General features: G+C 60.6%; 24 protein-coding genes. 6 read left to right on the top strand and 18 right to left on the bottom strand.

Features of this window, described 5'->3' with window-relative positions; all coding sequences use genetic code 11:
* The first annotated feature begins 15 nt into the window (after positions 1-15).
* The gene (locus tag ACXYMO_RS12560) at positions 16-681 is read left to right on the top strand and encodes a helix-turn-helix transcriptional regulator (protein WP_458879024.1); all 666 of its coding nucleotides are present in this window, start codon (positions 16-18) and stop codon (positions 679-681) included.
* On the opposite strand, the gene ACXYMO_RS12555 is transcribed toward ACXYMO_RS12560, so the two are convergent.
* The 4 genes from ACXYMO_RS12555 to ACXYMO_RS12540 form a co-directional block, all read right to left on the bottom strand.
* Positions 682-1,731, bottom strand: coding sequence for an ABC transporter ATP-binding protein (locus tag ACXYMO_RS12555; RefSeq protein ID WP_458879088.1), 1,050 nt, complete (start codon positions 1,729-1,731; stop codon positions 682-684).
* A gap of 132 nt (positions 1,732-1,863) precedes the next feature.
* The gene (locus ACXYMO_RS12550; protein WP_458879023.1) at positions 1,864-2,913 is read right to left on the bottom strand and encodes a methyltransferase domain-containing protein; all 1,050 of its coding nucleotides are present in this window, start codon (positions 2,911-2,913) and stop codon (positions 1,864-1,866) included.
* 77 nt (positions 2,914-2,990) lie between these two features.
* The gene (locus ACXYMO_RS12545; RefSeq protein ID WP_458879022.1) at positions 2,991-4,112 is read right to left on the bottom strand and encodes a hypothetical protein; all 1,122 of its coding nucleotides are present in this window, start codon (positions 4,110-4,112) and stop codon (positions 2,991-2,993) included.
* A gap of 1 nt (position 4,113) precedes the next feature.
* Positions 4,114-4,893 (bottom strand): SDR family oxidoreductase, encoded by a 780-nt coding sequence (locus tag ACXYMO_RS12540; RefSeq protein WP_458879021.1) that lies wholly within the window; start codon positions 4,891-4,893, stop codon positions 4,114-4,116.
* Between the two features lie 165 nt (positions 4,894-5,058).
* Between ACXYMO_RS12540 and ACXYMO_RS12535 the strand changes: the two genes are divergently transcribed.
* Positions 5,059-6,072 carry a Hint domain-containing protein gene (locus ACXYMO_RS12535; protein WP_458879087.1) on the top strand — a complete coding sequence of 338 codons (1,014 nt, stop codon included), beginning with the start codon at positions 5,059-5,061 and terminating at the stop codon, positions 6,070-6,072.
* 58 nt (positions 6,073-6,130) lie between these two features.
* Here the strand turns inward: ACXYMO_RS12535 and ACXYMO_RS12530 are convergent, their stop codons facing one another.
* The gene (locus ACXYMO_RS12530; protein ID WP_458879020.1) at positions 6,131-7,720 is read right to left on the bottom strand and encodes a calcium-binding protein; all 1,590 of its coding nucleotides are present in this window, start codon (positions 7,718-7,720) and stop codon (positions 6,131-6,133) included.
* Between the two features lie 266 nt (positions 7,721-7,986).
* Here ACXYMO_RS12530 and ACXYMO_RS12525 point away from each other — a divergent pair, with 266 nt between their 5' ends.
* The 4 genes from ACXYMO_RS12525 (at position 7,987) to ACXYMO_RS12510 (ending at position 12,982) form a co-directional block, all read left to right on the top strand.
* Entirely contained in the window at positions 7,987-9,594 is a 1,608-nt protein-coding gene (locus ACXYMO_RS12525) for a peptide chain release factor 3 (protein WP_458879019.1), read from the top strand.
* A 27-nt stretch (positions 9,595-9,621) separates the two neighbouring features.
* Entirely contained in the window at positions 9,622-10,380 is a 759-nt protein-coding gene (locus ACXYMO_RS12520) for a hypothetical protein (protein ID WP_458879018.1), read from the top strand.
* Complete coding sequence (locus ACXYMO_RS12515) at positions 10,370-11,317, top strand: glycosyltransferase family 2 protein (RefSeq protein WP_458879017.1); 948 nt, start codon at positions 10,370-10,372, stop codon at positions 11,315-11,317. Before ACXYMO_RS12520 ends, ACXYMO_RS12515 begins: the two co-directional genes overlap by 11 nt.
* 189 nt (positions 11,318-11,506) lie before the next feature.
* Positions 11,507-12,982, top strand: coding sequence for a DEAD/DEAH box helicase (locus tag ACXYMO_RS12510; protein WP_458879016.1), 1,476 nt, complete (start codon positions 11,507-11,509; stop codon positions 12,980-12,982).
* A 105-nt stretch (positions 12,983-13,087) separates the two neighbouring features.
* On the opposite strand, the gene ACXYMO_RS12505 is transcribed toward ACXYMO_RS12510, so the two are convergent.
* From ACXYMO_RS12505 to nuoG, 13 genes are all read right to left on the bottom strand, one after another.
* Complete coding sequence (locus ACXYMO_RS12505) at positions 13,088-14,755, bottom strand: ribonuclease J (protein WP_458879015.1); 1,668 nt, start codon at positions 14,753-14,755, stop codon at positions 13,088-13,090.
* Positions 14,756-14,759: 4 nt separating this feature from the next.
* Positions 14,760-15,533: a type III pantothenate kinase gene (locus ACXYMO_RS12500; protein ID WP_458879014.1), complete on the bottom strand. Its 774-nt coding sequence runs from the start codon at positions 15,531-15,533 to the stop codon at positions 14,760-14,762.
* 13 nt (positions 15,534-15,546) lie between these two features.
* Positions 15,547-16,332, bottom strand: a complete 786-nt coding sequence (locus tag ACXYMO_RS12495) for a biotin--[acetyl-CoA-carboxylase] ligase (RefSeq protein WP_458879013.1) — start codon at positions 16,330-16,332, stop codon at positions 15,547-15,549.
* Positions 16,322-17,761 (bottom strand): NADH-quinone oxidoreductase subunit NuoN, encoded by a 1,440-nt coding sequence (gene nuoN, locus ACXYMO_RS12490; RefSeq protein WP_458879012.1) that lies wholly within the window; start codon positions 17,759-17,761, stop codon positions 16,322-16,324. The genes ACXYMO_RS12495 and nuoN overlap by 11 nt, the downstream gene beginning before the upstream one ends.
* 13 nt (positions 17,762-17,774) lie before the next feature.
* Positions 17,775-19,316, bottom strand: coding sequence for an NADH-quinone oxidoreductase subunit M (locus ACXYMO_RS12485; protein ID WP_458879011.1), 1,542 nt, complete (start codon positions 19,314-19,316; stop codon positions 17,775-17,777).
* 1 nt (position 19,317) lies between these two features.
* Positions 19,318-21,441 carry an NADH-quinone oxidoreductase subunit L gene (gene nuoL / locus ACXYMO_RS12480; RefSeq protein ID WP_458879010.1) on the bottom strand — a complete coding sequence of 708 codons (2,124 nt, stop codon included), beginning with the start codon at positions 21,439-21,441 and terminating at the stop codon, positions 19,318-19,320.
* 6 nt (positions 21,442-21,447) lie between these two features.
* On the bottom strand, positions 21,448-21,753 hold the full coding sequence (gene nuoK, locus ACXYMO_RS12475; RefSeq protein ID WP_008553673.1) for an NADH-quinone oxidoreductase subunit NuoK: 306 nt from the start codon (positions 21,751-21,753) through the stop codon (positions 21,448-21,450).
* Between the two features lie 104 nt (positions 21,754-21,857).
* On the bottom strand, positions 21,858-22,460 hold the full coding sequence (locus ACXYMO_RS12470) for an NADH-quinone oxidoreductase subunit J (protein ID WP_458879009.1): 603 nt from the start codon (positions 22,458-22,460) through the stop codon (positions 21,858-21,860).
* Positions 22,457-22,867: a carboxymuconolactone decarboxylase family protein gene (locus ACXYMO_RS12465; protein WP_458879008.1), complete on the bottom strand. Its 411-nt coding sequence runs from the start codon at positions 22,865-22,867 to the stop codon at positions 22,457-22,459. Before ACXYMO_RS12465 ends, ACXYMO_RS12470 begins: the two co-directional genes overlap by 4 nt.
* On the bottom strand, positions 22,864-23,358 hold the full coding sequence (gene nuoI, locus ACXYMO_RS12460) for an NADH-quinone oxidoreductase subunit NuoI (RefSeq protein ID WP_458879007.1): 495 nt from the start codon (positions 23,356-23,358) through the stop codon (positions 22,864-22,866). Before nuoI ends, ACXYMO_RS12465 begins: the two co-directional genes overlap by 4 nt.
* Before the next feature lies 1 nt (position 23,359).
* Positions 23,360-24,400, bottom strand: a complete 1,041-nt coding sequence (gene nuoH / locus ACXYMO_RS12455; RefSeq protein WP_458879006.1) for an NADH-quinone oxidoreductase subunit NuoH — start codon at positions 24,398-24,400, stop codon at positions 23,360-23,362.
* Between the two features lie 6 nt (positions 24,401-24,406).
* A complete protein-coding gene (locus ACXYMO_RS12450; protein ID WP_458879005.1) occupies positions 24,407-24,793 on the bottom strand; it encodes a hypothetical protein in 387 nt (128 codons plus the stop codon).
* Positions 24,790-26,808, bottom strand: a complete 2,019-nt coding sequence (gene nuoG / locus ACXYMO_RS12445; RefSeq protein WP_458879004.1) for an NADH-quinone oxidoreductase subunit NuoG — start codon at positions 26,806-26,808, stop codon at positions 24,790-24,792. The genes ACXYMO_RS12450 and nuoG overlap by 4 nt, the downstream gene beginning before the upstream one ends.

Genomic DNA, 26,808 nt, shown 5'->3' with positions numbered 1-26,808 from the left:
GACAACGGTCGCCCCATGCGCCGTACCGACCGCCTCTTCGACATCATCCGGATCCTGCGGGACGGTAAACTGCACCGCGCGCAGGACATTGCTGACAAACTCGAAGTGTCGGTGCGCACAATTTATCGGGACATGGACACGCTCGCCGCATCGGGCATCCCGGTCGAGGGCGAACGCGGTGTGGGCTACATGGTGCGCGAGGCGATCACCCTGCCCCCGCTTACTCTAACCGCGGCCGAGCTTGAGGCGCTGAACCTCGGCATGGCCATCGTGGCCGAGGCCGCCGATCCCGACCTCAAATCCGCAGCCCTGTCATTGGCCGACAAGATCGACGCGGTTCTGCCCACCGAAACCATCGCCGAGGCGGACGCCTGGAAATTCGCCGTCTACCCCTTTGCCGATGCGGCACGGGGGTTTTCGCACATGGCCAGCCTGCGCAGCGCCATCAAGGGGCGCCAGAAACTGCGCCTGACCTATCGGCGGATCGACGGCACGCTGACGCAACGCACCGTGCGCCCGCTGCACATGGAATATTGGGGCCGGGTCTGGACCCTGACCGCATGGTGCGAACTGCGCGAGGATTTTCGGGTGTTCCGCATCGACCTGATAGAAGAGGCAAATCCCCTGCCCGAACTGTTTGTCGATGAACCGGGCAAGACGCTGGCCGACTATCACCCCTGATCAGTGCCTCGTGGCGGGAAAGACAAAGCACCGGTCGCGCCGGATGGTGAGCCACATCATTTTGCCGGTCGCGGGCAGGAACACGTTGGGCACCGTCGCTTTCAGGATCGATCCGTCATAATCCATGCGGAATTCAACCAGCGATTCATGCCCCATGAACCGCGCCCGTTCCACCACACCACGCGCCGCGACCCCGTCAGTGGGCGTGGGCAGCGGACCAACGCCGCCGCGGTCGAAATCCAGCCGCACATGTTGCGGACGGAAAACGATGTCCACATCGGTGCCATCCGCCACGCCGGGGGCCAGAAACTGGCCAAAGGGCGTTTGCGCCAGCGCGCCGTTCACCTGGGCCTGCAAGACGTTTGCATCGCTGAAAAACAACACCGCCGCACGGTCCACCGGGCGGGTGTAGACGTTATAGGGAGCGCCCTGCTGCACGATCCGTCCCTCGCGCATCAGCGCGATTTCATCGGCCATGCGCATCGCCTCGTCCGGTTCATGCGTCACCAGCAGAACGGCGGTGTCTTCTTCTTTCAGCAGGGTCAGGGTTTCGTCACGGATGCCGTCGCGCAGCCGGTTGTCGAGCCCTGAAAACGGTTCATCCATCAGCATGATCCGCGGACGCGGCGCAAGGGCACGGGCCAGGGCGACCCGCTGTTGTTCGCCGCCCGACAGCCGATGAGGAAACCCGTCAATGAATTTCAGCAGATCGACCCGCGTCAGCAGTTCCACGACCCGCGCGCGTTTCTCATCCTTGCTGCCCTTGAGTCCGAAGGCGACGTTGTCCGCCACGCTCAGATGCGGAAACAGGGCGAAATCCTGAAACATGAGCCCGATTTCGCGCCGCTCGGGCGGGACGCGAAAGATGGTATCGCAGACCAGTTTGCCATCGACCCAGATTTCGCCGCTGTCCTGCATTTCGACACCGGCAATCATGCGCAATGTCGTGGACTTGCCACAGCCCGAGGGTCCCAGCAGGCAGGTCACCTGCCCCGGCATGATGCGCAGAGACACGTCATCGACAACCGCACGCCCGTCGAAATGGCGCATCAGGTTCCTGATTTCCAGCCGGGGGGTTTGTGTCACTGCGGTATTGGCCTGCACGTCCGCTCTCACTACATTTCCCGATCAAAACCATCGGGCTTTAGCGCAGATAACAATGCGCCCGCCCCTGCGCAAGCTCTAGCAGCAGGATGTGCCGACTGTTTCGGCGTTCTTGGCCAGAAACGGGCTTTCACCGCCACAGCCTTCGAAGATGCCATAGTGGGTGTCGAAACTGCCGATGAACTCGAAATGCCGGGCAAATCGCGTGTCTTTCAGCATCATCCAGGTATTGCCACAGACCGGGAACACCTTGCCCGTTTCCATCACGTGATGATCGTCCAGCACAAAGGCATTCGCCGCGTGCGCGACAGTCCCCTTGTAGATCACCGCCTGCCCGTAATCCTCGCATGCGGGCTCCAGCGCGTTCAGTTTGAATAACCGGTAGGTGGTCGAGTTGAATTTCAACGGCGCCACCCGCGCCTCCAACTCGGGGTTCTCAACGGTCAGCGGACGCTGTGTCACGCGGCGCGGGTCACCGAAGCCGGCCCTTCTCGACAGGGTCAGGAAATCATTCCAATAAAGCGCACCCGACAGGCATTCACCGTAAAGAACCTCATCCTCGGCCATGTCTTTCGGAATCCGCCGGTCGGCGTAAACGTCCGAGAAATACATCTCGCCCCCATCGCGCAAAAGATGATGCGCCCCGCGCAGCACCGCCTCTTTGTCGGTGGCCAGGTTGATCACGCAATTGGACACGATGATGTCAAAGCTGCCCGGCTCAAGCGGCAGATCTTCCAGTTTTTCGATATAGCCGTGGTGGAATTCGACATTCGAAGCGCCATGGCCAAAGGCCTCCGCATGATACGCGCGATGGGCGCGGGCCACGTCCAGTTGCGCCTCGGTCATATCGACCCCGACAACACGCCCGGTTTCCCCCACCAGCGCAGACAGGGCATAAACGTCCCGCCCCGCGCCACAGCCCAGATCCAGAATGCGCATGCCTTCCAGTTCCAGAGGCATGACAAGGCCGCACCCGTAATACCGGGTCAGCACATCGTCATGAATCTGCGCCAAAACGGATTTCAGATAGCCCGGCATGTCATCCGGCGTGCAGCAGGCATTCGTCTGCAAATCCGCACTGCTTTGCAGGGTTTCACCGTAATAGTTCTGGACGTTTTCATGTTTCATGGGGCCACCTTGGGAATTTTGCTGCCACCGACCTACCCCGGATCGACACACCCCCGCAATGCGGCGTCACGCCATGTTTACCGCGGCGCAGGCAACAGCGTGAAACCGGCCCGCGCGCGGATTTTTCCGTTCACCTGAACCTCGACCGCATGCGGCCCGGGCCACAGCCGAAAGGTCGTGGCATCGCCCTTCATCCGGTGCGATTTTTTGAGGTTCATCGGGACGCCCGCCCGCGCAAGACTCTGTTTCATCTTGAATACCTTGGACTTCTGTCCGCCATCTGCCTTGTGAAACCACAGCACATAGTCGACCAGAACCGGCGTCTCCTGTGCTGCCGTGATCTTCACATTCAGTTCCAGCATGTCGTCAATCCGCACCTTGTCCGACGCCAGCGTGATCGCACAATCAAGATCTGCCTCGGGGTCATAGCCCAGCATCGACAACGCGCGCGGGTGTCCGGCCTTGACCAGACCGCGCAGGGCATGGCCGGTGATCCAGTCCAACTCCTTGCGCGACTGGCGGTCCGCCCTGTGCCACATCGACAGCCGGTCCATCGCCAGATCCGGGTTCTTCTTGGAAATGTCGTTGAGGTGATTGGCAACCGACCGGGTCACGAACCGCGCGCGATCCGCATGCAGCACATCCAAAAGGGGCAGCGGATCGTCAAGTGCAAGGCCCACGGATTGCCCCCATGGAAGGCGCGGTCGCGTGCCCTCGCTGGCCAGTCGGCGCACGTGGTAATTATCATGCTCCACCCAGTGCCCCAACCGATCCATCACCAGATCGGGCCATCGGTTCAGGAACGGACGGATCGCCCACTCCATCGTAAACCTCTGAGTGATCTCCTCGATCAGGTCCAGCGACAGATGCGGGTGATCCTCAAGCCCCGCATTGACGACAAACTCTCCCAGCGGCGCAAAGATAAAGTCGCCAAAATCATTGTCCGTCTTGCCGGGGTCGAGGGGCGGCGGCAGCGCCGCGCGCAGGATCGGGGCCGCCTGTGGCAGGTCGCCGGGCAGATGATCCGCCAGGCACGCGGCGATCCAGGCGATCCGCTCCTTCAGCTCAAGCTCGCCGAGGCGCGACATAACCTGCGATTCGAACGCGGCAGGCTTAACCGCGCCGTCAAAAAGGCCCGCAAGATAGCGGACCTTTTCAAGGTTGAACAACTGATCCTTCAGCGAATACCCGGAGGCCATGTCACATGGTCAAGTTGGTGGCACCGCCATCCAACAACAGGTTCTGCCCCACGATGAACCCGGCATGCTGTGAACACAGGAATGCGCAGGCCGCGCCAAATTCCTGCCGGGTCCCGTATCGCCGCGCCGGGATGGTCGCGGCCCGCGCCTCGCGCGCCTCTTCAAGCGAGATATTCTGCGCCCGGCTGACCCCACCGTCCAGCGCATCGGCCCGGTCGGTGGCATGAATGCCCGGCAACAGGTTGTTGATGGTCACGCCACTGGGCGCCACCTGGCGCGAGGTGCCCGCGACATACCCGGTCAAACCGGTCCGTGCCGCATTGGACAGGCCAAGCACCGCAATCGGCGCGCGCACCGATTGGCTGGTGATGTTGACCACCCGGCCCCATCCCCGTTCCATCATGTCCGGCACCAGTGCCTTGATCAGGGCGATCGGCGCCAGCATGTTGGCATCCAGTGCCTTGATGAAATCCTCGCGATCCCAATCGCTCCAGACACCGGGCGGCGGACCGCCCGCATTGTTGACCAGAATGTCCACGCCCTTTGCGGCCTTGATCACCTCGGCCTGTCCTTCGGCCGTGGTGATATCCGCAGCAACCGTTGTCACCGTGACACCGTGGGCATCGCGAATACGGGCGGCGGCGGCCTCCAGCGCCTCCGCCCCGCGGGCATTCATCACCAGATCGACGCCCGCCTCGGCCAGGGCCTCGGCGCATCCCAGCCCCAGACCCTTGCTGCTTGCGCAAACCAGCGCGCGCTTACCTGAAATTCCCAAATCCATGTCGTTCCTCCCCATGACTGACAAACCGGTCCCACTCCGATTACCGCTCAACGCCGCGCAACGCCAGCATTTGACCGGGGAATTGACCGATGCGTGCCATATTCCTAAGTTAGCTTAGATTGTAACAGGCCCACCGCCTGTCCTTACCGAGTGAAGCAGAAAAGAATGCCAGTGCCCAACCCTGCCCCCGTTCAAAATGTGCTTGTCTATGCGGCGGATGATTTTTGCGTCACCGAAGGGGTCAACCGGGGCGATACGGTTTCGGTCATGGACGATATCGAACCCGATGATATCTATGAACTGAACAAGACTGCCAACCGCCATCGGCTGGCCATTGAAATGCACGGCAACGGCGCTCTGGCCATTGCCGAGTCGTCTGAGGTCGGCACCCTTGGCGCCAGGTTGCATCTGGATTGCGCGGTGGTGCTGATGTCGCCCGATGGGCAGACAACTGACGCGCTGATCCTTGTCGAAGTGGACGCAGACAGCAGGATCACCGCCATCTACATGCTGCCGCTGGCCCGCATCTATCCCGCGACCGGGTATCGCGTTGTCACCCGGGATCGCTCTGGCGCGCGTAAGAAATTCGCGCAGGTCGCCTGTGTGTCCTTTGCGCGCGGGACCCATATCACCATGGCATCGGGCGCGCAGAAACCGATTGAACAGCTAAAGGTGGGCGACCGCGTCCTGACCCGCGATGACGGCGCCCAGGCTGTGCGCTGGATCGGCCACACGACAGTGCGGGCCTCGGGCGCCTTCGCCCCGATTGTCATCACCGCCGGCACGTTGAACAACACGAACGACCTGATGGTCGGCCCCGACCACCGGCTGTTCGTCTATCAGCGCACGGACGAGATTGGCGCCGGGCAATCCGAACTGCTGGTCAAGGCGCGCCACATCGTCAACGACGATACCGTTTACATCCAAAACGGCGGCTTTATCGATTATTTCCAAATCCTGTTCGACCGGCATCACATCATCTATGCCGAAGGGATCGCCGCGGAATCCATGCTGATCGATCCGCGCACGCGTCCCGTGCTGCCGCCCGAACTGCTTGAAAAGATGGGCGCGATGTTGCCGGGCCACACCGGGCGCGGCGATCATGGGGTAGATGTGCAAAAGGCGCTTCTTGACCGCCCCGACGTCATCGACCTGTTGCGGCGCGCCTCGACACGCTAAGCGTTATGCCGATTCTCGGCCCATTGATCATGTTCCGTCCGGACAAGCGCGGCGCTGATCAGACAAAAACAAACATATCCTGGGTCACCTCCGCCATCCCGACACCGCGCAGTTCGATGAAGATGCTGGCAACCTCGTAATCTCCGCTGTTCCAGTAAAGCGTCGCATCGCCATCCGCGTCCTCGCCGCGCGTCAGATCAGACAGTGAATTGACGGACTTGACCTCACTGAAATCAAGAGTGTCGGCCAGCACATCGAAATCCTCGACAGTATCGCGGGTCGACCCGCCACCGTATCCAAACCAGTTTTCGCTGTCGTTTTCCTTGTAAATCAGCGTGTCGGCCCCTGCCCCCGTCCAGATGAAATTGACACCGGCATCACCGAACACCTGATCGTCGCCGTCAGATCCAAAAATCAACTCGTTCGCCGCACCGCCATAGCCGCCATTCACATAGTCGCGGTCATCGCCGATGGCATCCGCATCGGCGCTGATGATCTGAAACACGATCGGCGACCAATACCCGGCAGACAGTTCAAGGTTTTCGATGCCCCAGCGGTTGGCGTTGCTGTGAAACATGTTCCGCACATTGATCGACGACACCCCGTCATCCACCGTGATCATCATGTCCTCGCCACTGCGCGTAAACCCAAGCCTGTCATAGGCTTCCTGTGAATCGCCGTCCGACGGACCATAGAGCCCGGACAGTTCGATTTTGTCACTGTTGAGGTAACTCGGCTTATCCCCCACATCGCGAATGAAATCATGGCCCCACCCGGCATCGCCCAGACGCGAGTGGAACTGATAGCTGTCTCCACCCTTCCCGCCAATAAGCCTGTCGTTGCCAGCGCCGCCGATCAGCGTATCCAGACCTGCCTCGGCCCGGATGACATCGTTGCCGTCGCCTCCGGATATCCAGTCGGTCCCGTCGCCCGCCCAGACCCGGTCATTCCCGGCGCCCCCAGTCACACGGTCATGACCGCTCCCCGACCGGATCGTATCGGCCCCGGCATCCCCAAAGACCTGATCATTGCCCGCCTCGGTCCGGATGTCATCACGGCCGGCCCCGCCGAACACGACGTCATCCCCGGCCCCCGAATTCAGAGAGTCATGGCCGCCGTTCCCGAACACCCAATCATTGCCCCCGCCCGAGGAAAACGTATCGCTCTGGCGGGTGCCTGCCATCAGGTCCTCGGCGTCGGTCCCGACCGGACCCATCACAAGATTATAAGTCACTCCGCCGGCCTGCATGGTTTCGATATGCCCGTCTCCGAACTGATCCTTGATCTTGATGTCATACGACGGCTTGGCCGGGTCATTGAACCGATGAGGTTTCGAGGGCGCATGAAAGATCAGATTGTCCCCGATCCGGACCGCCGTCGCATAGGCCGAATATCCAAGCGACGCCGACTGATAAAGTGGCCCCACATTCGTGATCGCATCCACCGCACCATCCGTTCCGCGATCGTCGATCAGAAAGTTATAGATGCCGACGTTTGCCGAGCGTTGAAGATCATAGGTATCGCCGCCATCGAGGCCCCGCAAAACCTCCCGCGTGCCAGCAACGGTCGTGCCCAGCGGTTTGAGGATATCCGCCTCATCCGTTCCAATCAGAATATCGGTTCCGGTCGTTCCCGTGATCACTGCCATCAATCTATCCCCTAATCCCTGCAGGCCAATACGTCGTCAACTTGCCAGGCAGGCTACACATTCGGGTTCTTCGATCTATAGACCTGCAGATTACTGGGAGGAAAAAAACCTGGGTTTATGACTGCTTTGCGCGTTCGCGCCCCTTGACGGGTGCGGTTTTCATTGCCCGCAATGGTCACTGGGGACACGGCGCAGGCTTGTTTACGGGCCTGTCCACCAAGCCCTTTTTCTTGCATGCTCCCCAAACCTTACCTATATGCGCCGCTATGCTGGATTCCACGTCAAACCGCCCACAGTTGCCGCCCGAAATCGCTCGGCGCCGGACATTTGCCATCATTTCGCATCCGGATGCGGGCAAAACGACTCTGACTGAAAAGTTCCTTTTGTATGGCGGCGCCATCCAGATGGCCGGACAGGTCCGCGCCAAGGGCGAGGCACGCCGCACGCGATCCGATTTCATGGCGATGGAAAAAGACCGTGGAATTTCGGTTTCCGCCTCGGCAATGTCGTTTGATTACAGCGGCTTTCGCTTCAATCTTGTCGACACGCCGGGCCACTCGGACTTTTCCGAAGACACCTATCGCACCCTGACGGCGGTGGATGCGGCCGTCATGGTCATCGACGGTGCCAAGGGGGTCGAATCCCAGACCCGCAAACTGTTCGAAGTCTGCCGCCTGCGCGACCTGCCGATCCTGACCTTCTGTAACAAGATGGACCGCGAAAGCCGGGACACCTTTGATATCATCGACGAGATTCAGGAAAACCTTGCCATTGATGTGACGCCGGCCTCGTGGCCCATCGGCGTGGGCAAGGAATTTCTGGGGTGTTACGACATGCTGCGCGACCGTCTTGAGCTGATGGACCGCGCCGACCGGAACAAGGTTGCCGCATCCATCGAGATCAACGGGCTGGACGACCCGAAGCTGGCCGAACATGTGCCCGCGCACCTGTTGGAGCAGTTGAAGGAAGAGGTCGAAATGGCGCGCGAATTGCTGCCCGCGCTGGACCCTCAGGCCGTTCTTGAGGGGCATATGACGCCGATCTGGTTCGGCTCGGCCATCAACAGTTTCGGAGTCAAGGAACTGATGGACGGCATCGGCACATACGGGCCGGAACCGCAGATCCAGTCCGCTGAACCGCGCCATATTTCCCCTGAAGAAACAAAGGTTTCCGGCTTTGTCTTCAAGGTGCAGGCGAATATGGACCCCAAACACCGCGACCGTGTGGCCTTTGTCCGCATGGCCTCGGGCCATTTCAAGCGCGGCATGAAACTGACCCATGTCCGATCCAAGAAACCGATGTCCATCACCAACCCGGTGCTGTTCCTCGCCTCAGACCGGGAATTGGCCGAAGAGGCTTGGGCCGGCGACATTATCGGCATCCCCAACCATGGCCAGCTGCGCATCGGCGATACCCTGACCGAGGGAGAGGCGCTGCGCGTGACCGGCATCCCGTCCTTTGCGCCCGAACTCCTGCAAGGCGTGCGTGCGGGCGATCCGATGAAATCCAAGCACCTGGAAAAGGCGCTGATGCAATTCGCCGAGGAAGGCGCTGCAAAGGTGTTCAAACCCTCCATCGGGTCGGGCTTTATCGTCGGGGTTGTGGGACAGCTTCAGTTCGAAGTTCTGGCCAGCCGGATCGAGCTGGAATACGGGCTGCCCGTACGGTTCGAACAGTCGCAGTTCACGTCGGCCCGCTGGGTGAACGGCGACAAGCAAACCGTTGATAAATTTGTGAATCTGAACAAACAGCACATCGCCTATGACCATGACGGCGACGTTGTTTACCTGACCCGCCTGCAATGGGACATCGACCGCGTCGAACGTGATTTTCCCGACCTGCGTCTGACCGCCACCAAGGAAATGATGGTATGATGGCGCCTTGTCCACCGGGTTGGACCAATGTCGGATGACAGCGACGTTCTCTACCCCGGTGGCCTCTATGCGATGGTCAAACGATTTGAGTCCAAACGCCGCGCTCTGAACGGAGCGGCGGACATTCTTCCGCCAGCAGATACCGATCTTGAGGCCCTTTGGGACCGCATCGTTCCAGTCCCCGAAATGCCGTTCGGTGACGCCCCCAAGAACAGCGCCTTGCGCAAACGCCTTGAACTTCAGATCGAATTTCAGGGCCAGAGCGAAATCCTACTGCTCCACGCGCAACTGATTTCCATTTTGCGGCGCGAAGCACCCCCCGATCAGGCCCTGCCCCTGTTCCTGCGCATCTGGGCCGAACAGGGCGACAGGATCGCTGATATGCTGACGGCGCGCTGGCTGATTTCCGCGGCAACGACCTTTGCCGATTGCGGCATCACGGCGGAACAGAGGGCCTGTGGCACCGGCATGGCCGTGATGTTCGACATGATCAAGTTGCACGATACCGAAAGGCGCCTGTCCGGCCACCCGGGCAGCGATCCATTTCTGCGGCGCAGGAAGGCCCGTCGGCACGCGCTCCCCTTTGGCCTAAACGGATATTCCTTTCGCAACGGTGATCTGGACCTCAATCTGTTCGCTCGCATGTGGAAACTGTGCGAAAGCGACCTGACAATCCGCCCCCTTGGGCTCAGGATGCTGGACCTCGCGCTCAGCGACAAATCCACTGTTTTTGCCCGGATACAGGAAATAAGGCGCCTCAACCGCGAGATCGAAGATGAGCGCTGAGACCGACGCAAATACCCCGAAATGGGGCATCGTCAGCACCATCAAGGCCTCGGCCCGCGATATCCTGAACTTTGCCGCCCATCACATCGACCTTGGGGCGCACCGGCTCTACCTCTACCTGGATGCGCCCTGCCCAGAGGCGTTCGACACGCTCAAGGCCCATCCGAAGGTTCGCGTGCTGACCTGTGACGACGCCCATTGGAAAAAATTGACTGGCAAAAAGCCCGCCAAACATCAGGTACGCCAGACGCAAAACGCAACCCACGCGTATAATCGGCGAACCGAGGTGACTTGGCTGGCGCATATCGATGCCGATGAATTCCTCTGGCCCGACGGCACCGTTTCCGGCCATCTGGCCCGGTTGCCCGCCGATACCCTGTCGGCGCGCGTCTATCCGATCGAAGCGCTGGCCGGGGGTGGCACCCGTTTCAAAGGCTATATTCCGCCCAAGGATCGCATTGATCTGGTGGAACGGATCTATCCCCAGTTCGGGCGGTTCGTGAAGGGCGGCTTTCTCAGCCACGTGGCGGGCAAGCTGTTTGTGCGGACCGGTTTGGAGAACGTCGAACTGCGCATCCACAACATGTTTCTTGAGGGGACCATGAACCCGAACACGGCCGATCTGGAGGGTGTCGACCTGTGCCACTGTCATGTGCATGACTGGGACGGCTGGATGTCTTCCTATCGCTATCGCCTTGAAAAAGGGGCATATCGCGCCGAACTGGCCCCGGCCGTATCGGTCGAAAACGGCGGGCTGACCCTGCATGACATGTTCACACTTTTGGAAGCACAGCAGGGAGAAACCGGCCTGCGCGCCTTTTTTGACGAGGTCTGCGCCGACACGCCCGAACTGCGCCAGCGTCTTGATCAGCATGGGTTGCTGCGGACCTGCGACTTGGAGCTGGATCGAAAACGGGTGAAACACTTCGGTACGTGAGGCCTCATCGTTTCCAAAATGGAAACCAACGTGAAGAAATCCTTGTGACCCAAGGGGATATTTGACCGCAGGTCGCGTTTTTGTTATGGCGACGGTTACAAGCCGATATGTGCAAAAGCACAGGACCATACAGGTCCGGCTCTGACCATACGTGCGGGCCAAGTCTGTGTCCGCAAACTGCGGAAACACATGACAAAATTTTCAGAACTGAACCTGAACCCCAAGGTATTGAAGGCGATCGAAGAGGCCGGATACGAAAACCCGACCCCCATTCAGGAAGGTGCGATTCCTCCTGCTCTGGAAGGGCGCGACGTTTTGGGGATCGCCCAGACCGGCACCGGCAAAACCGCCAGCTTCACGCTGCCCATGATCACCCTTTTGGCCCGTGGTCGCGCCCGCGCGCGCATGCCGCGCAGCCTGGTACTCTGCCCGACGCGGGAACTGGCCGCGCAGGTTGCCGAAAACTTCGACACCTATGCCAAACACGTCAAGCTGACCAAGGCGCTGTTGATCGGGGGTGTGTCCTTTAATGAACAGGACAAGCTGATCGACAAAGGCGTCGATGTGCTGATCGCCACGCCGGGCCGCCTGCTCGATCACTTCGAACGGGGCAAACTGATCCTGTCGGACGTAAAGATCATGGTGGTGGACGAAGCCGACCGGATGCTCGACATGGGGTTCATTCCCGATATCGAACGCATCTTCGGCCTGACGCCCTTTACCCGCCAGACGCTGTTTTTCTCGGCGACCATGGCTCCGGAAATCGAACGCATCACCAACACCTTCCTGTCGGCCCCGGCCCGCATCGAAGTGGCCCGCCAGGCCACCACGGGCTCGAACATCACCCAGGGTGTGGTGATGTTCAAAGGGTCGCGCAAGGACCGCGAAGCGAGCGAAAAACGCAAGGTTCTGCGCGGGCTGATCGATTCCGAAGGCGACAAGTGCAAGAACGCGATCATCTTCTGCAACCGCAAGACGGATGTGGATATCGTCGCGAAATCGCTCAAGAAATATGGCTATGACGCGGCCCCGATCCATGGCGATCTGGACCAGTCCCAGCGGACCCGCACGCTTGAGGCATTCCGAAACGGCGAACTGCGTTTTCTGGTGGCCTCTGACGTTGCGGCGCGCGGTCTGGACGTGCCCAGCGTCAGCCACGTGTTCAACTTCGATGTCCCGTCGCATGCCGAGGACTATGTGCACCGCATCGGCCGCACAGGGCGTGCCGGCCGCGAAGGCACGGCGATGATGATTTGCGTGCCCCGCGACGAAAAGAACCTGGCGGACATCGAACGGCTGGTTCAGTCGGAAATCCCGCGCCTTGCGAACCCGCTCAAATCAGACGCCGCCCCCGAGGTCAGCGAAACTGAGGAAGAGCCCAAAAAACCTTCGCGCTCCAGCCGAAGCCGCTCGTCTTCGAAGAAGTCCGATGCCAAGAAGGCGGACGATAAAAAAGCAGACGACACACAGGCCGAAAGCAAGGTGTCTGAGCCCGAAGCCGCAGCTGCGGAAGAACCGGCCGAGTCGCGTGAGCGTTCCTCGTCGCGCAGCAGTTCGCGCAGCCGTGGTGGGTCAGGCAAAAACAACGGTAACAAGGTTGTCGGAATGGGCGATCACATGCCCAGCTTTATCGCGCTCAGCTTTGAAGAACGGCGCGCAGGTTAAGCGCGCCTCGATTACCCCGACCGGGTCAACGACAAAAAAACGCCGCGTGCCCTTGGTACGCGGCGTTTTCAATGCACAGAACTTTTAGAATGACGCCCCAAGCGCCTAGCGCATCCGGCTGATCACAACGGTTACTTCGGGTTTCTTGCCGATCTCGTTCATCGCACTCTGACGCACGATCCGCCGCAACGCTTCGTCCAGTTTATCCTCATCGCTCAGCGTCTGGGGATTGGCCCGGTTCAGGAACTGACCCAAATCCTCCTCGAGGACCTCGGACAGGGGCGCGCGGGATCTTCCCAATTCACTCAGCCCCATGATCTCGCACCATGGATCGCCCAGCGGTTCATCCTCTTCATCCAGAATGACCGTGACAATCACATGCCCGTTCAACGCCATGCGGATACGGTCGCGCACGACCCCGTCCAGGGCCCCGACCATGACCGACCCGTCCAGATAGGTGCGCCCGGTTTCGATATATTCAGCCACGGTCGGCGCGTTGCCAGAGAGATCCATCATCATCCCGTTGACCGCAACCGCGCTCTGATACCCTGCATCCTCGGCCAGTTTGGCATGGGTGCGAAGGTGCCTGTGCTCGCCGTGCATCGGGATAACGATCTGAGGTTTCACGATGGAATGCAGCCGCTCCAGATCGGGGCGGTTGGCGTGGCCCGACACGTGGTATTTGCCAGACGAGTCATCGACCACATCCACGCCTTTTTCGCTGAAAGCGTTGATGATGCGAATGACACCGCGTTCGTTGCCGGGGATGGTTTTCGAGGAAAACAGGAAGGTATCGCCCTCTTTCACCTCAAGCCCCTGATATTTGCCGCGCGCCAGCTGAGCGCTGGCGGCACGCCGCTCCCCTTGGCTGCCGGTGACCAGCAGCATCAGGTTTTCGCGCGGAATTTCCTTGGCGTTCTCGGGGCTGATGACGGTCGGAAAATCGCTCAGCACGCCGGTTTCCAGCGCCGCTTCGATCATCCGGCGCATGGCCCGGCCCAGCAGGACGATCGACCGCCCTGCCCGCTGCCCGGCCTCGGCCAGTGTTTTGACGCGCGCGACGTTGCTGGCGAATGTGGTTGCCACCACCATGCCGGTCGCTTCGCGCACCATCTGCTCGATCGCCGGTCCCACCGAGATTTCCGAGCGCCCCGGTTCGGGGGAAAAGACGTTTGTGCTGTCGCAGATCAATGCGCGCACACCGTCCTTGCAGACATCCGCCCACAGGTCGGGATCAAACGGTTCGCCCACCACGGGTGTCGGGTCCAGTTTGAAGTCGCCCGAATGGATCACGCGGCCCTCGGGGCTGTCGATGACCAGTGCAGCGCTTTCGGGGATCGAATGGGACATCGGCAGGAACCCCACCTTGAACGGTCCCGCCGTCACCTGCTCGGGCCAGGCCGAGGCGGTCTGGATCGCATCATCGGGATGGCCCAGGTCTTCCATCTTGCGACGGGCGATATTGGCGGTAAAGGCCCGCGCATAGACCGGGGCGCCCAGGGCCTCGTAGAAATGCGCAACCGCGCCGACATGGTCCTCGTGCGCATGGGTGATGAACACCGCATCCAGCCGGTCGGCACGCTCTTTCAGCCATGTGATATCCGGCAGGATCAGATCGACCCCCGGCGTGCTGTCCATGTCCGGGAAAGTCACCCCCAGATCGATCAGGATCAGCCGTTCGTCATTGGGCGCGCCATAGCCGTACACATAGGCGTTCATGCCGATTTCGCCAGCTCCGCCCAACGGCAGATAGATCAGTCTTTTGCTGCTCATAAGATCAAGCATTGTCCTTGTTATATTGATGGATCACGGTCAACCCGTGCATCGTCAGATCCCGTTCAATTGTGTCAAACAGCACTTCGCCCTGAGCAAACAGAGGCGCCAGCCCGCCGGTCCCGACAACTTTCATAGGATGCCCATACTCGGCCTTGATGCGGGATGTAAGCCCCTCGATCAATCCGACATACCCCCAGAACACGCCGGACTGAATGCAGGCCACGGTGTTGGTGCCAATGACACTGTCCGGTCGCGAGATGTCCACATGCGGCAGCGCGGCTGCACCGGCGTGCAACGCCTCTAGGCTGAGGTTGACACCGGGGGCGATCACGCCACCCACATAGGCCCCATCCTCGGCCACCACGTCAAAATTTGTGGCCGTGCCGAAATCGACCACCACCACGTTACCGCCATGACGGTCAAACGCCCCGACGGCATTGGCCAGCCGGTCCGGTCCGGGCCGGGTGCCCTCATCGACCCGCGGCGCAACAGGAAGCTTGCATTCCGGTTTGCCAACCACAAGCGGGCGGCAGCCAAAGAACTGGTCGCAGAAGACCCGCAGATTGAACACAACGCGCGGCACCGTGGACGAAATGATCACATCGGTGATGTCCAGTTCGATGCCGTAATGTTTCACGAGCGTCGAAAACCAGGTGAAGTACGCATCTGCCGTCCGCCCGTGATGGGTCGACGTGCGCATGGTGCAAAGGAACTTTTCTCCGTCCCATATCGAAAACACCGTATTGGTATTGCCACAATCGATTGCCAACAACATCGGCTCATCCCCCTCAGAAAAAGACCTCGGCGGCGGACACGCCAACCCGGCCCTTTGGTGTGTTCAGCACCAGTTGCCCGGCCTCGTCCACCGTTTCGAAAACGCCCGTGATTTCGCTGTTGCCGGTGCGGGCCATGACGCTTTCGCCCAGCCGCGCGGCATGGCGCAGCCACAGCCGCCGGATCGGACCAAACCCGAACTCCTGAAACAGTCGTTCGTGATCGGCGAAAAACCCGGCCAGCCAGAACAGGAAATCCTCGGGGCTGCTGCGTTCGCCGCCCTCGCCCACCACACTGACCGGACGCACGGCCCCCGGTTCGACCGCCCCTGCATCGGGCGCGGCGATCAGGTTTACGCCGATCCCGATCGACAACCAATTGGTCTGCCCACCCTGCCCGCTGCTTTCCAAAAGAATGCCAGACACTTTGCCGCCGTTCAGCAAAATGTCATTGGGCCACTTCAGGCCCAGCTTTTGCCGGTCGATCAGTTTGCCCAGCGTGTAATAGAGCGCCACCGCCGCCGTAAAGGATCTGAGCGCCGCCTCTGCCGGTGTTCCGGTCGGACGCATCACCAATGTCGCGGCAAAGTTTCCGTCCGGGTTGACCCAAGGGCGCCCGCGGCGCCCCTGCCCGGCGGTTTGGCGCCGTGCCATGATCCAGGTTGGACCGCTCAACTCCGGAATGCACCTGCGGGCCTCGGCCATCGTGCTGTCGGTTTCCTCCAGCACGATACGGCCGTACCCGTCCGGCCAGAACTGTGCCGTTTCCGGCACGTCCCACAAAGGCGTGTCAGTTGACAAGAGCCGTCGCCGCTGCGGCTGCTGCGCCCTCGACGCCGAACATGTTGATGATGCCCACCAGCATGACCGCCGCCGCGCCCATAAGGAACACCCACAAAACCGGCGATCCGTTAGTATCCAGCTCTTCGCCGTCTTCGCCGAAATACATGTAGTAGACGATGCGCAGGTAATAGAACGCGCCGATGACCGACGCGATCACGCCCGCCACCGCCAACCATGCCAGGCCCGACTCATAAGCGGCGCGCAGCACATAGAACTTGCCAAAGAACCCCAGCATCGGCGGCACACCCGCAAGGCTGAAAAGCAGGACCAGCATCGCCAGGGCGCGGCCCGGTTCACGTTTGGAATACTGGTTCAGCGACTGGATGTCCGTTACCGGCTGCCCGTCACGTTCCATCATCAGGATAAAGGCGAAGGTCCCGATGTTCATGGTGACATAGATGGCCATGTAGATCAGCATCGCCTGCACGCCCAGAAGCGTCCCGGCCGCCAGCCCCATCATGGCAAAGCCCATATGCGCGATGGAGGAATAGGCCATAAGACGTTTGATATCGTTCTGACCGATGGCCGCAACTGCACCAAGGAACATCGACAGCACCGCCAGCAGGGCAATGACCTGCTGCCAATCGGCCACCGCACCGCCAAAGGCGTCATGCAGGACCCGCGCGAACAGGGCCATCGCAGCCACCTTGGGCGCCGTCGCAAAGAACGCGGTCACCGGTGTCGGCGCGCCCTCATAGACGTCCGGTGTCCACATGTGGAACGGCACCGCCGACACCTTGAACGCCAGACCCGAGATCAGGAAGATCAAACCGAACAGCAGCCCAAGCGACACCTCGCCATGCACAGCCGTCTGGATGATGCCCGAGAACAGCGTGGTCCCGGCATAGCCATAGACCAGCGAGGCGCCATAGAGCAGCAGGCCCGACGACAGCGCACCAAGGACGAAATACTTCAGACCGGCCTCGGTCGATTTCACGCTGTCCCGCCGCAACGAGGCCACGACATAAAGCGCCAGCGATTGCAGTTCGAGCCCCATGTAAAGCGACATGAGATCGCCAGCGCTGACCATCATCATCATGCCCACGGCGCTCAGCGCGACCAGCAGCGGATATTCGAACCGCAACAGCCCGCGACGCGCCATGTATTCCTGGCTCATCACCAGGATGGCCGCCGCCGACAGCAGGATTGCAACCTTGGCAAAGCGCGCGAACCCGTCATCGAGGAACATGCCGTTGAACACGACATTGGTGCCCTCGCCATTGATCCCGATCCAGGCTGCCAGCGCGCCCATCAGCGCCGCTGTGATCCAGACCAGCGCCGGACCAACCCGGTCCTTGGAGGTATAGACCGCCCCGACCAGTGCAAGCATGGCAAACACGGCAAGAATGATTTCCGGCAGGATTACGTTCAGATCAGCCTGAATCATCTCTGCGGCCCCCTCAGTTCGATGCGTGCTGCATGGCGGCCTTGGCGGCCCCCTGTGCAGCGTCATAATTTTCCACCAGCGCCGTGGTCGACGGGCCGATGATGTCTGTGATCAGCGACGGGTAAACGCCCAAAAGCAGGGTCATCACCACCAGCGGCGCAAAGATCGCGCGCTCGCGTCCGGTCATGTCGGTGATGGTTTTCAGGCTTTCCTTGATCAGGTCGCCGAACACCACCCGGCGATAGAGCCACAGCGCATAGCCCGCGCTGAAGATCACCCCGGTTGTCGCCACGGCCGCCACCCAGGTGTTGGCCTGGAACGTGCCCATCAGGGTCAGGAATTCACCCACGAACCCCGATGTGCCCGGCAGGCCCACGTTGGCCATGGTGAACAGCATGAACACCAGCGCATAGGCGGGCATCCGGTTCACAAGGCCGCCATAGGCGTCGATGTCACGGGTGTGCATCCGGTCATAGATCACGCCGACAATCAGGAACAGCGCCGCGGAAATGAACCCGTGGCTCAGCATCTGGAAAATCGCGCCATCAACACCCTGCTGATTGGCCGCAAAGATGCCCATTGTGACAAAGCCCATGTGCGCCACCGACGAATAGGCAATCAGCTTTTTCATGTCTTCCTGCACCAGCGCCACCAGCGAGGTGTAGACAATCGCAATCGCCGACATCCACAGAACCAGCGGCGTCATGACCTCGGACCCGACCGGGAACATCGGCAGACTGAACCGCAGGAACCCATAACCGCCCATCTTCAACAGGATCGCGGCCAGAACCACCGACCCGGCGGTCGGCGCCTGCACGTGCGCATCCGGCAACCAGGTGTGCACCGGCCACATCGGCATTTTCACCGCGAAGCTGGCAAAGAAGGCCAGGAACAGCAGCGTCTGCATGCCGCCCACGATCTGAATGCCCAGCAGGCTGAATGTGTCGCTGCCAAATTCGTGGTTCAGCAGCGCGGCAACATCGGTGGTGCCCGCATCAGCATACATGCCGACCATCGCCACCAGCATCAGAACTGACCCTAGGAAGGTATAAAGGAAGAACTTGAAGCTGGCATAGATCCGGTTTGCCCCACCCCAGATGCCGATGATCAGGAACATCGGGATCAGGCCAGCCTCGAAGAACAGGTAGAACAGCACCAGGTCCAGCGCCATGAACACGCCAAGCATCAGCGTTTCCAGGATCAGGAAGGCAATCATGTATTCCTTGACGCGGGTCTTGACCTCCCAGCTGGCCAGGATGGTCAGCGGCATGATGAAGGTGGTCAGCATCACGAACAGAACGCTGATACCGTCGACGCCCATCTTGTATTTCAGACCCAGCAGCCAGTCGGCCTCTTCCACGAACTGGAACCCGGTGTCGTTAGGGTTGAACTGGCTATAGATGCCCAGCGAGATCAGGAAGGTCGCCGAGGTCGCAATCAGCGCCAGCCATTTGGCGTTGCGCTGCGCGGCTTCGTCTTCGCCCCGCAGGAACACGGCCAGGATCAGCGCCGCAACAGCCGGGATGAATGTGACAATGGAAAGCAGGCTATCCATGTTAGTGTGCCCCTCCAATCGACATCCAGGTGATCAGGGCCGCAATGCCCAGCACCATCCAGAAGGCATAAGTAAAGATGTATCCCGACTGGGCCCGCCCCGCGAGACGGGTAAAGAAGGGCACGACCCCCATGGCAACCCCATTCAGGAAGCCGTCGATCACGTTGCCATCGCCGCGTTTCCACAGCGCCCGGCCAAGACCCAGGGCAGGTTTGACGAAAATCGCATTATAGATTTCGTCGAAATACCACTTGTTCTTGAGGAACAGGTACAGAGGCTGCTGGTTCTCGGCCAGCCGCTTGGGCATTGACGGGTTCACGATGTAGAACAGGTAGGACAACGCAAACCCCAGCAGCATCGCGATGAAGGGCGAGACCTTGACCCAAGTGGGGGCCGCGTGCGCGTCATCCAGAACGTGGTTGTCCGGCGCGATATAGAGCGCCCCCTCGCCCGGTTCCCCGGTAAAGGCATAATGGTGCGCACCCGCGTCGGCCTTTGCATCGGTCGCCTCACCATGGTCGGCATCCGCAGCAGGGGTTTCCGTCGCGCCATGATCCGCGGTTTCGCCATGGGCCATGCCCTGCGCACCGGCCTCGGCAACCGGAATGCCATAGAACTTGCCAACCTGATCGGTGTGACCGAAAAAGCTATTGTACCAGATCATCCCGGCAAACACCGCACCAAGCGACAGAACCCCCAGCGGTATCAGCATGACCATAGGGCTTTCATGCGCGTGCTCATGCGTGTGCTTGTCGCCGCGCGCCTCGCCAAAGAACGTCAGGAAAATCAGGCGCCAACTGTAGAAACTGGTCATCGCGGCGGCAATCACCAGCAGCCAGAAGCCATAGGATGATCCACCGGCCCAGGCGCTTTCGATGATCGCATCCTTGGACAGGAACCCAGCAAACCCGAAATGCGTCAGCGGAATGCCGACACCGGTAATGGCCAGCGTGCCGATCATCATCGCCCAAAAGGTATAGGGGATCTTCTTGCGCAGGTTGCCATAGTTCATCATGTCCTGCTCGTGGTGCATCGCGTGGATGACCGACCCGGCCCCAAGGAACAACAGCGCCTTGAAAAACGCGTGGGTAAAGAGGTGGAACATCGCCGCCGAATACATGCCCACGCCCGCAGCGACGAACATGTACCCCAGCTGCGAACAGGTCGAATAAGCAATGACGCGTTTGATGTCGGTCTGAACCAGACCCACGGTTGCGGCAAAAAAGGCAGTGCTCGCGCCCAGCACGGTGATGAACGTGGTCGCCTGCGGGGCAACCTCCATTAGCGGCGACATGCGGCAGACCAGGAAGACACCCGCCGTTACCATGGTCGCGGCGTGGATCAGGGCCGACACGGGTGTCGGACCTTCCATCGCGTCGGGCAGCCAGGTGTGCAGGATCAACTGTGCCGATTTACCCATCGCCCCGATGAACAGGAGGATCGCGATCAGGTTGGCCGCGTTCCATTCGCCCCAGAGAAACGTCAGTTGCGTTTCGGCGAGCGTCGGTGTGGCGGCAAAGATCGTGTCGAAATCAATGCTGTCGACCAGGAAGAACAACGCGAAGATGCCAAGCGCGAACCCAAAGTCCCCCACCCGGTTGACCACAAAGGCCTTGATCGCGGCGGCATTGGCGCTGGGTTTGCGGTAATAGAACCCGATCAGCAGGTAGGATGCGACGCCCACGCCCTCCCAGCCAAAGAACATCTGGACAAGGTTGTCGGCCGTGACCAGCGCCAGCATGGCAAAGGTAAAGAATGACAGATAGGCAAAGAAACGCGGCTTATAGCTTTCGCCGTCTTTCCACTGTGGATCCTTGTCCATGTAGCCAAAGCTGTAGAGATGCACCAGCGACGACACCGTGGTGATCACGATCAGCATGATCGCCGTCAGCCGGTCCAGACGAATGGACCAATCGGTGCTGAGCGTACCGCTTTCGATAAAGCGCAGGATCTGAATATGCTCGGTCGTGCCGTCAAAGGTCAGGAACACGATCCAGCTGAGCAGCGCGGCCAGGAACAACAGGCCCGTGGCAACCCAGGTGGCTGCCGTTTCGCCGATGAATTTCCAGCCGAACCCGCAGATCAACGACCCGATGAGGGGGGCAAATAGGATTGTTTGTTCCATGTCGGCTCAGCCCTTCATCACGTTGACGTCTTCCACGGCGATGGTGCCGCGGTTGCGGAAGAAACAGACCAGGATGGCCAGACCGATCGCCGCCTCGGCCGCCGCAACGGTCAGCACGAACAGCGTGAACACCTGCCCGACCAGATCCCCCAGAAAGCTGGAAAACGCCACAAGGTTGATATTCACCGCCAGCAGCATCAACTCGATGCTCATCAGCAGGATGATCACGTTCTTGCGGTTCAGAAACAGCCCGAAAATACCGATGACGAACAGCGTCGCCGCAACGGTGAGGTAATGTTCAAGTCCGATCATGTCGTCCCTCGGTTTTTTCTTCCCGGTTAAGACCCGGGTCATTATCGCCCCGGATCAAGCCCGGGAAATTGTCATCCCGGACGCGATCCGGGAACAGGACAGGCTTACAGCCCCTGCCCCGGTTTCACGTCTTTCAGTTCCATCGCCTTGGCCGGGTCGCGCATCATCTGGGCGATGATGTCCTGGCGCTTGATGTCGGTGCGGTGGCGCAGGGTCAGAACGATGGCGCCGATCATGGCAACCAGCAGGATCAGACCGGCCAGTTGGAACAGCAGGAAATACTGGTCGTAAAGGATCAGGCCCAGGGCCTCGGTATTGTGTTTGTCGACCGGGGTGACCTGCGCGCGCAGGCCTTCGGCGGCGGCGTTGGATTCCCATGCACCAAAGGCCATGACGAATTGCATCAGGATCACCAGCCCGATCAGCAAGGCCAACGGCATGTATTTCGCCATCTCGGCCTTCAGCTCGGCAAAATCGACGTCCAGCATCATCACCACAAACAGGAACAGAACCGCGACCGCGCCGACATAGACAATGACCAGCAGCATGGCGACGAATTCAGCCCCAAGCAGAACGAACAGGCCCGCCGAGGACAGGAACGCCAGGATCAGCCACAGGACCGAGTGCACCGGCTGGCGGCTGACCACGGTGAAAAACCCGCCCGCGATCGCGCTGATCGAAAATAGGTAGAAGGCAAAAACGCTCATGTCTCGTCATCCTCTGTCTCGCCCATGGCCTCTTGCGCCAGTTCCAGCGCGCGGGTCATGGCCGGGATGCCGGCAAAGACCGACATCTGTCCGATCGTTTCCACGATCTCTTGCTTTCTTGCGCCCGCCGCAACCGCGTGGCGCACGGTCTGGCGCAGCGCGGTATCGGCCTGGGCCCCCTGCATCGTCAGCCCGGCCAGCGTCAGCAACAGCCGCGTCTTGGCATCCAGCCCGTCCTTGTTGACCGCATTCCCGAACCAGAATTCCATCGCCTCTTTGGGCATGGTCGGCCACAGCGCCTCGAACCCCTTGGGCGAAAAGGTCTCGAGCGCCGGGTTCAGCGACTTGGCCATCTCGTGGGCCTGAGACATCATTGCCTCGAACGGATTGCGGGGGGTCTCACTCATCGGTAGGGCGCGTCCATTTCCAGATTGCGGGCGATTTCAGCCTCCCAGCGATCACCGTTATCCAGCAGCTTGGCCTTATCGTAAAACAGCTCTTCACGGGTTTCGGTGGCAAATTCGAAATTCGGCCCCTCGACGATGGCATCGACCGGGCAGGCCTCCTGGCAGAACCCGCAATAGATGCACTTGGTCATGTCGATGTCATAGCGCGTGGTGCGGCGGCTGCCGTCCTCGCGGGGTTCGGCGTCGATGGTGATGGCCTGCGCCGGGCAGATCGCCTCGCACAGTTTGCAGGCAATGCAGCGTTCTTCGCCGTTGGGATAGCGGCGCAGCGCGTGTTCGCCGCGGAACCGGGGCGACAGGGGCCCCTTTTCATGCGGATAGTTCACCGTGGCCTTGGGCGCGAAGAAGTATTTCAGGCCCAGTTTGAACCCCTTGGCAAAGTCCGCCAGCAGGAAATACTTGGCGGCGCGGGTGTAATCGATCTGTGTCATGTCAGCCCCCCGTGCTCCAGCGGGCAAAAGCCCCCCAAAACCAGTCGAATTTTGCGGCGAAAGAGACGAAGACCACCCAGGCCAGGCTGAACGGCAGGAACACTTTCCAGCCCAGGCGCATCAGCTGGTCATAGCGGTAGCGCGGGGTGATCGCCTTGACCATCGAGAACATGAAGAACACGAACAGCATCTTCAGGATCATCCACAGGATGCCGTCGGGCAGCCCCGGAATGGGCGACAGCCAGCCGCCAAAGAACAACAGCGACACCAGGGCGCACATCAGCACCACGGCCACCAGTTCCCCGATCATGAACAGCAGGAACGGGGTCGACGAATATTCAACCTGATAGCCGGCCACCAGTTCCGACTCAGCCTCGGGCAGGTCAAACGGCGGGCGGTTGGTTTCGGCCAGCGCCGAGATGAAGAACAGGAACAGCATCGGGAAATGCGGCAGCCAGTACCAGCTGAACAGCCCGTAATCGCCATCCTGTGCCTGCACGATATCGCCGAAATTCATGCTGCCGGTGGACAGGATCACACCGATGATGATCAACCCGATCGACACCTCGTATGAAATCATCTGCGCGGCCGAGCGCAGCGAGCCTAGGAACGGGTATTTCGAGTTGGACGCCCAGCCCCCCATGATCACGCCGTAAACCTCAAGCGAGGAGACCGCAAAGACATAGAGAATGGCAACGTTGATGTCTGACAGCACCCAACCGTCATTGAACGGGATCACCGCCCAGGCGATCAGCGCCATGACCAGCGAGACCATCGGCGCCAACAGGAACACGGCCCGGTCGGCGCCGGCGGGAAAGACGACTTCCTTGACGATGTATTTCAGGAAATCCGCGAAGCTTTGCAGCAGGCCGTAAAACCCGACCACGTTCGGCCCGCGGCGCATCTGCACGGCCGCCCAGATTTTGCGGTCAGCATACATAAGAAAGGCAAGGGCAACCAAAAGTGGCACCACTAACAGCAGAATTTGACCTACAATCAAAAGCGCTATGCCTAGGTATGTGGTGGTAAAAAATTCAGCCATAAGTCCTCACACCGTGGGTATCCCGTTTTCCTCGCAGTCGGACACGACAACTTTGGCGTCAATCGTTTCCAAACCACGGGGCAGCGTCGGCGAGATGGTGTAAACAGCATCTGCCGTCCACACGCCACCCTCTTCGTTCATTTTTGTGCGCAAATGACGCGCAAATCCGTATCCGCGGTTCAGCGTGTACTGCGCCACGGCACATCGTGCATAGGAAATGACGTCTTCCGGCCTGCGCGACCCGGCCAGTGTCACATCTATCTGCACAAGTTCATCGTCCAGAGGGGTCGCTTCCGCCCCCTGATATTCGAGATTCGACGGCCCGCTTGCGGCGGTTTCCCCCGTATCACAGGCCATCAACAGCATCGGCGATATGAGCGCCACCCGCATCATTCAGCGGCAATCTTGTCCGTGCCACGCGACTTGGCGTTGGCCGACAATTCCGCCATCAGCGCCGAGGCCCGTGCAACCGGGTTGGTCAGGAAGAAATCCCTGATCGCCGGACGGAACGTCGCCTTGCCCAGCTTGCCGGGTTTCAGCGGTGTCATCTCGTTCCCGGGAACCTGGTCGATTTGCGCCAGATGCGGTACCTCGGCGACCAGCGCTGTGCGCAGTTGCGCAATGTTATCATAGGGCAGCGTTGCATCCAGTTCCGCGCTCAGCGCACGCAGGATGGCCCAGTTTTCCTTGGCCTCGCCCGGGGCGAACCCGGCGCGCAGCGCAAGCTGCGGGCGGCCTTCGGTGTTGACGAACAGGCCCGGTTCCTCGGTATAGGCGGCCCCCGGCAGGATGATGTCGGCGCGATGCGCCCCGCGGTCACCGTGGCTGCCCTGATAGATCACGAATGCGCCGTCGGCGATTTCCACCTCATCCGCGCCCAGGTTGTAAACCACCTCGGCCCCGTCCATGGCGGCGTCGAGCCCACCTTCGGTCACGGCGCCCACATCCATCGCGCCCACGCGCGATGCGGCAGTGTGCAGAACCAGCAGCTTGCTTTGGGTTTCCTTGGCCAGCTTCATCGCGGCGGCCAGAACGGCGGTGCCGTCGGCCTCGCTCAGCGCGCCCTGTCCCACGATCACGATGCTCGGCGCGTCCAGAACGGCGCCGTACTCCTTGTTCAAGAGGCTGTCCAGCGCGGCACGATCCGTGCCCACATGGGCATAGTCATAGGTCAGGTCCACCGCCTCGCCCACAAGACCGATGTTGGCCCCTTTCGACCAGGCCTTGCGGATCCGGGCGTTCAGAACCGGCGCTTCTTCGCGCGGGTTGGTCCCGATCAGCTGAATGAACTTGGCATCGTCGATATCTTCTATCGTCGCTGTGCCGACATAGGCGCCCCGGTTGCCCGCGGGCAGCTTGGCCCGGTCGGTGCGGCATTCAACAACACCGCCCTGACCCTCGATCAGCTGTTTCAGCGCAAAAATGGCCTCGACCGGGGCAAGATCGCCCACCAGACCGGCCAGTTTCTTGCCCTTCATCGCGGCGGCGGCGGCGCTCAGCGCCTCGCCCCAGTTCGCTTTGCGCAATTTGCCGTTTTCCCGGATGTAAGGCGTGTCCAGACGCTGGCGGCGCAGACCGTCCCAGACAAAGCGGGTCTTGTCGGAAATCCATTCCTCGTTCACGCCGTCATGGTTGCGAGGCAGGATGCGCATCACTTCGCGCCCCTTGGTGTCGACCCGGATGTTCGATCCCAGCGCATCCATCACGTCGATGGTTTCCGTCTTGGTCAATTCCCACGGACGGGCGGTGAACGCATAGGGTTTGCTGACCAGCGCGCCCACCGGGCACAGGTCGATGATGTTGCCCTGCAGGTTCGAATCCAGCGTTTCGTTCAGATAGCTGGTGATTTCCGAATCTTCCCCGCGGCCGGTCTGGCCCATCTGGGTGATTCCGGCCACCTCGGAGGTAAATCGCACGCATCGCGTGCAACTGATGCAGCGCGTCATGTGGGTTTCGACCAGCGGGCCGAGATCCAGATCATCCACCGCGCGCTTGGGCTCGCGGAAGCGGCTGAAATCGACGCCATAGGCCATCGCCTGATCCTGAAGGTCACATTCGCCGCCCTGATCACAGATCGGACAATCCAGCGGATGGTTGATCAGCAAGAACTCCATCACCCCCTCGCGGGCCTTCTTGACCATCGGCGAATTGGTCCTGACCTGCGGCGCCTGGCCTTCGGGACCCGGGCGCAGATCCTTGACCTGCATCGCACAAGAGGCCGCCGGTTTGGGCGGACCGCCCACGACCTCGACCAGACACATTCGGCAGTTCCCCGCAATCGTCAGACGCTCGTGATAACAGAAACGGGGGATTTCCACCCCCGCCTGTTCACAGGCCTGGATCAGGGTCATGGCCCCGTCAACTTCGATTTCGGTTCCGTCAATGTTGATCTTGCGGAGGTCAGACAT

It is taken from the genome of Arenibacterium sp. CAU 1754 (assembly GCF_054482635.1).
The sequence above is the reverse complement of the archived record's forward strand: the minus strand, read 5'-3'. Positions and strand labels throughout refer to the sequence as shown.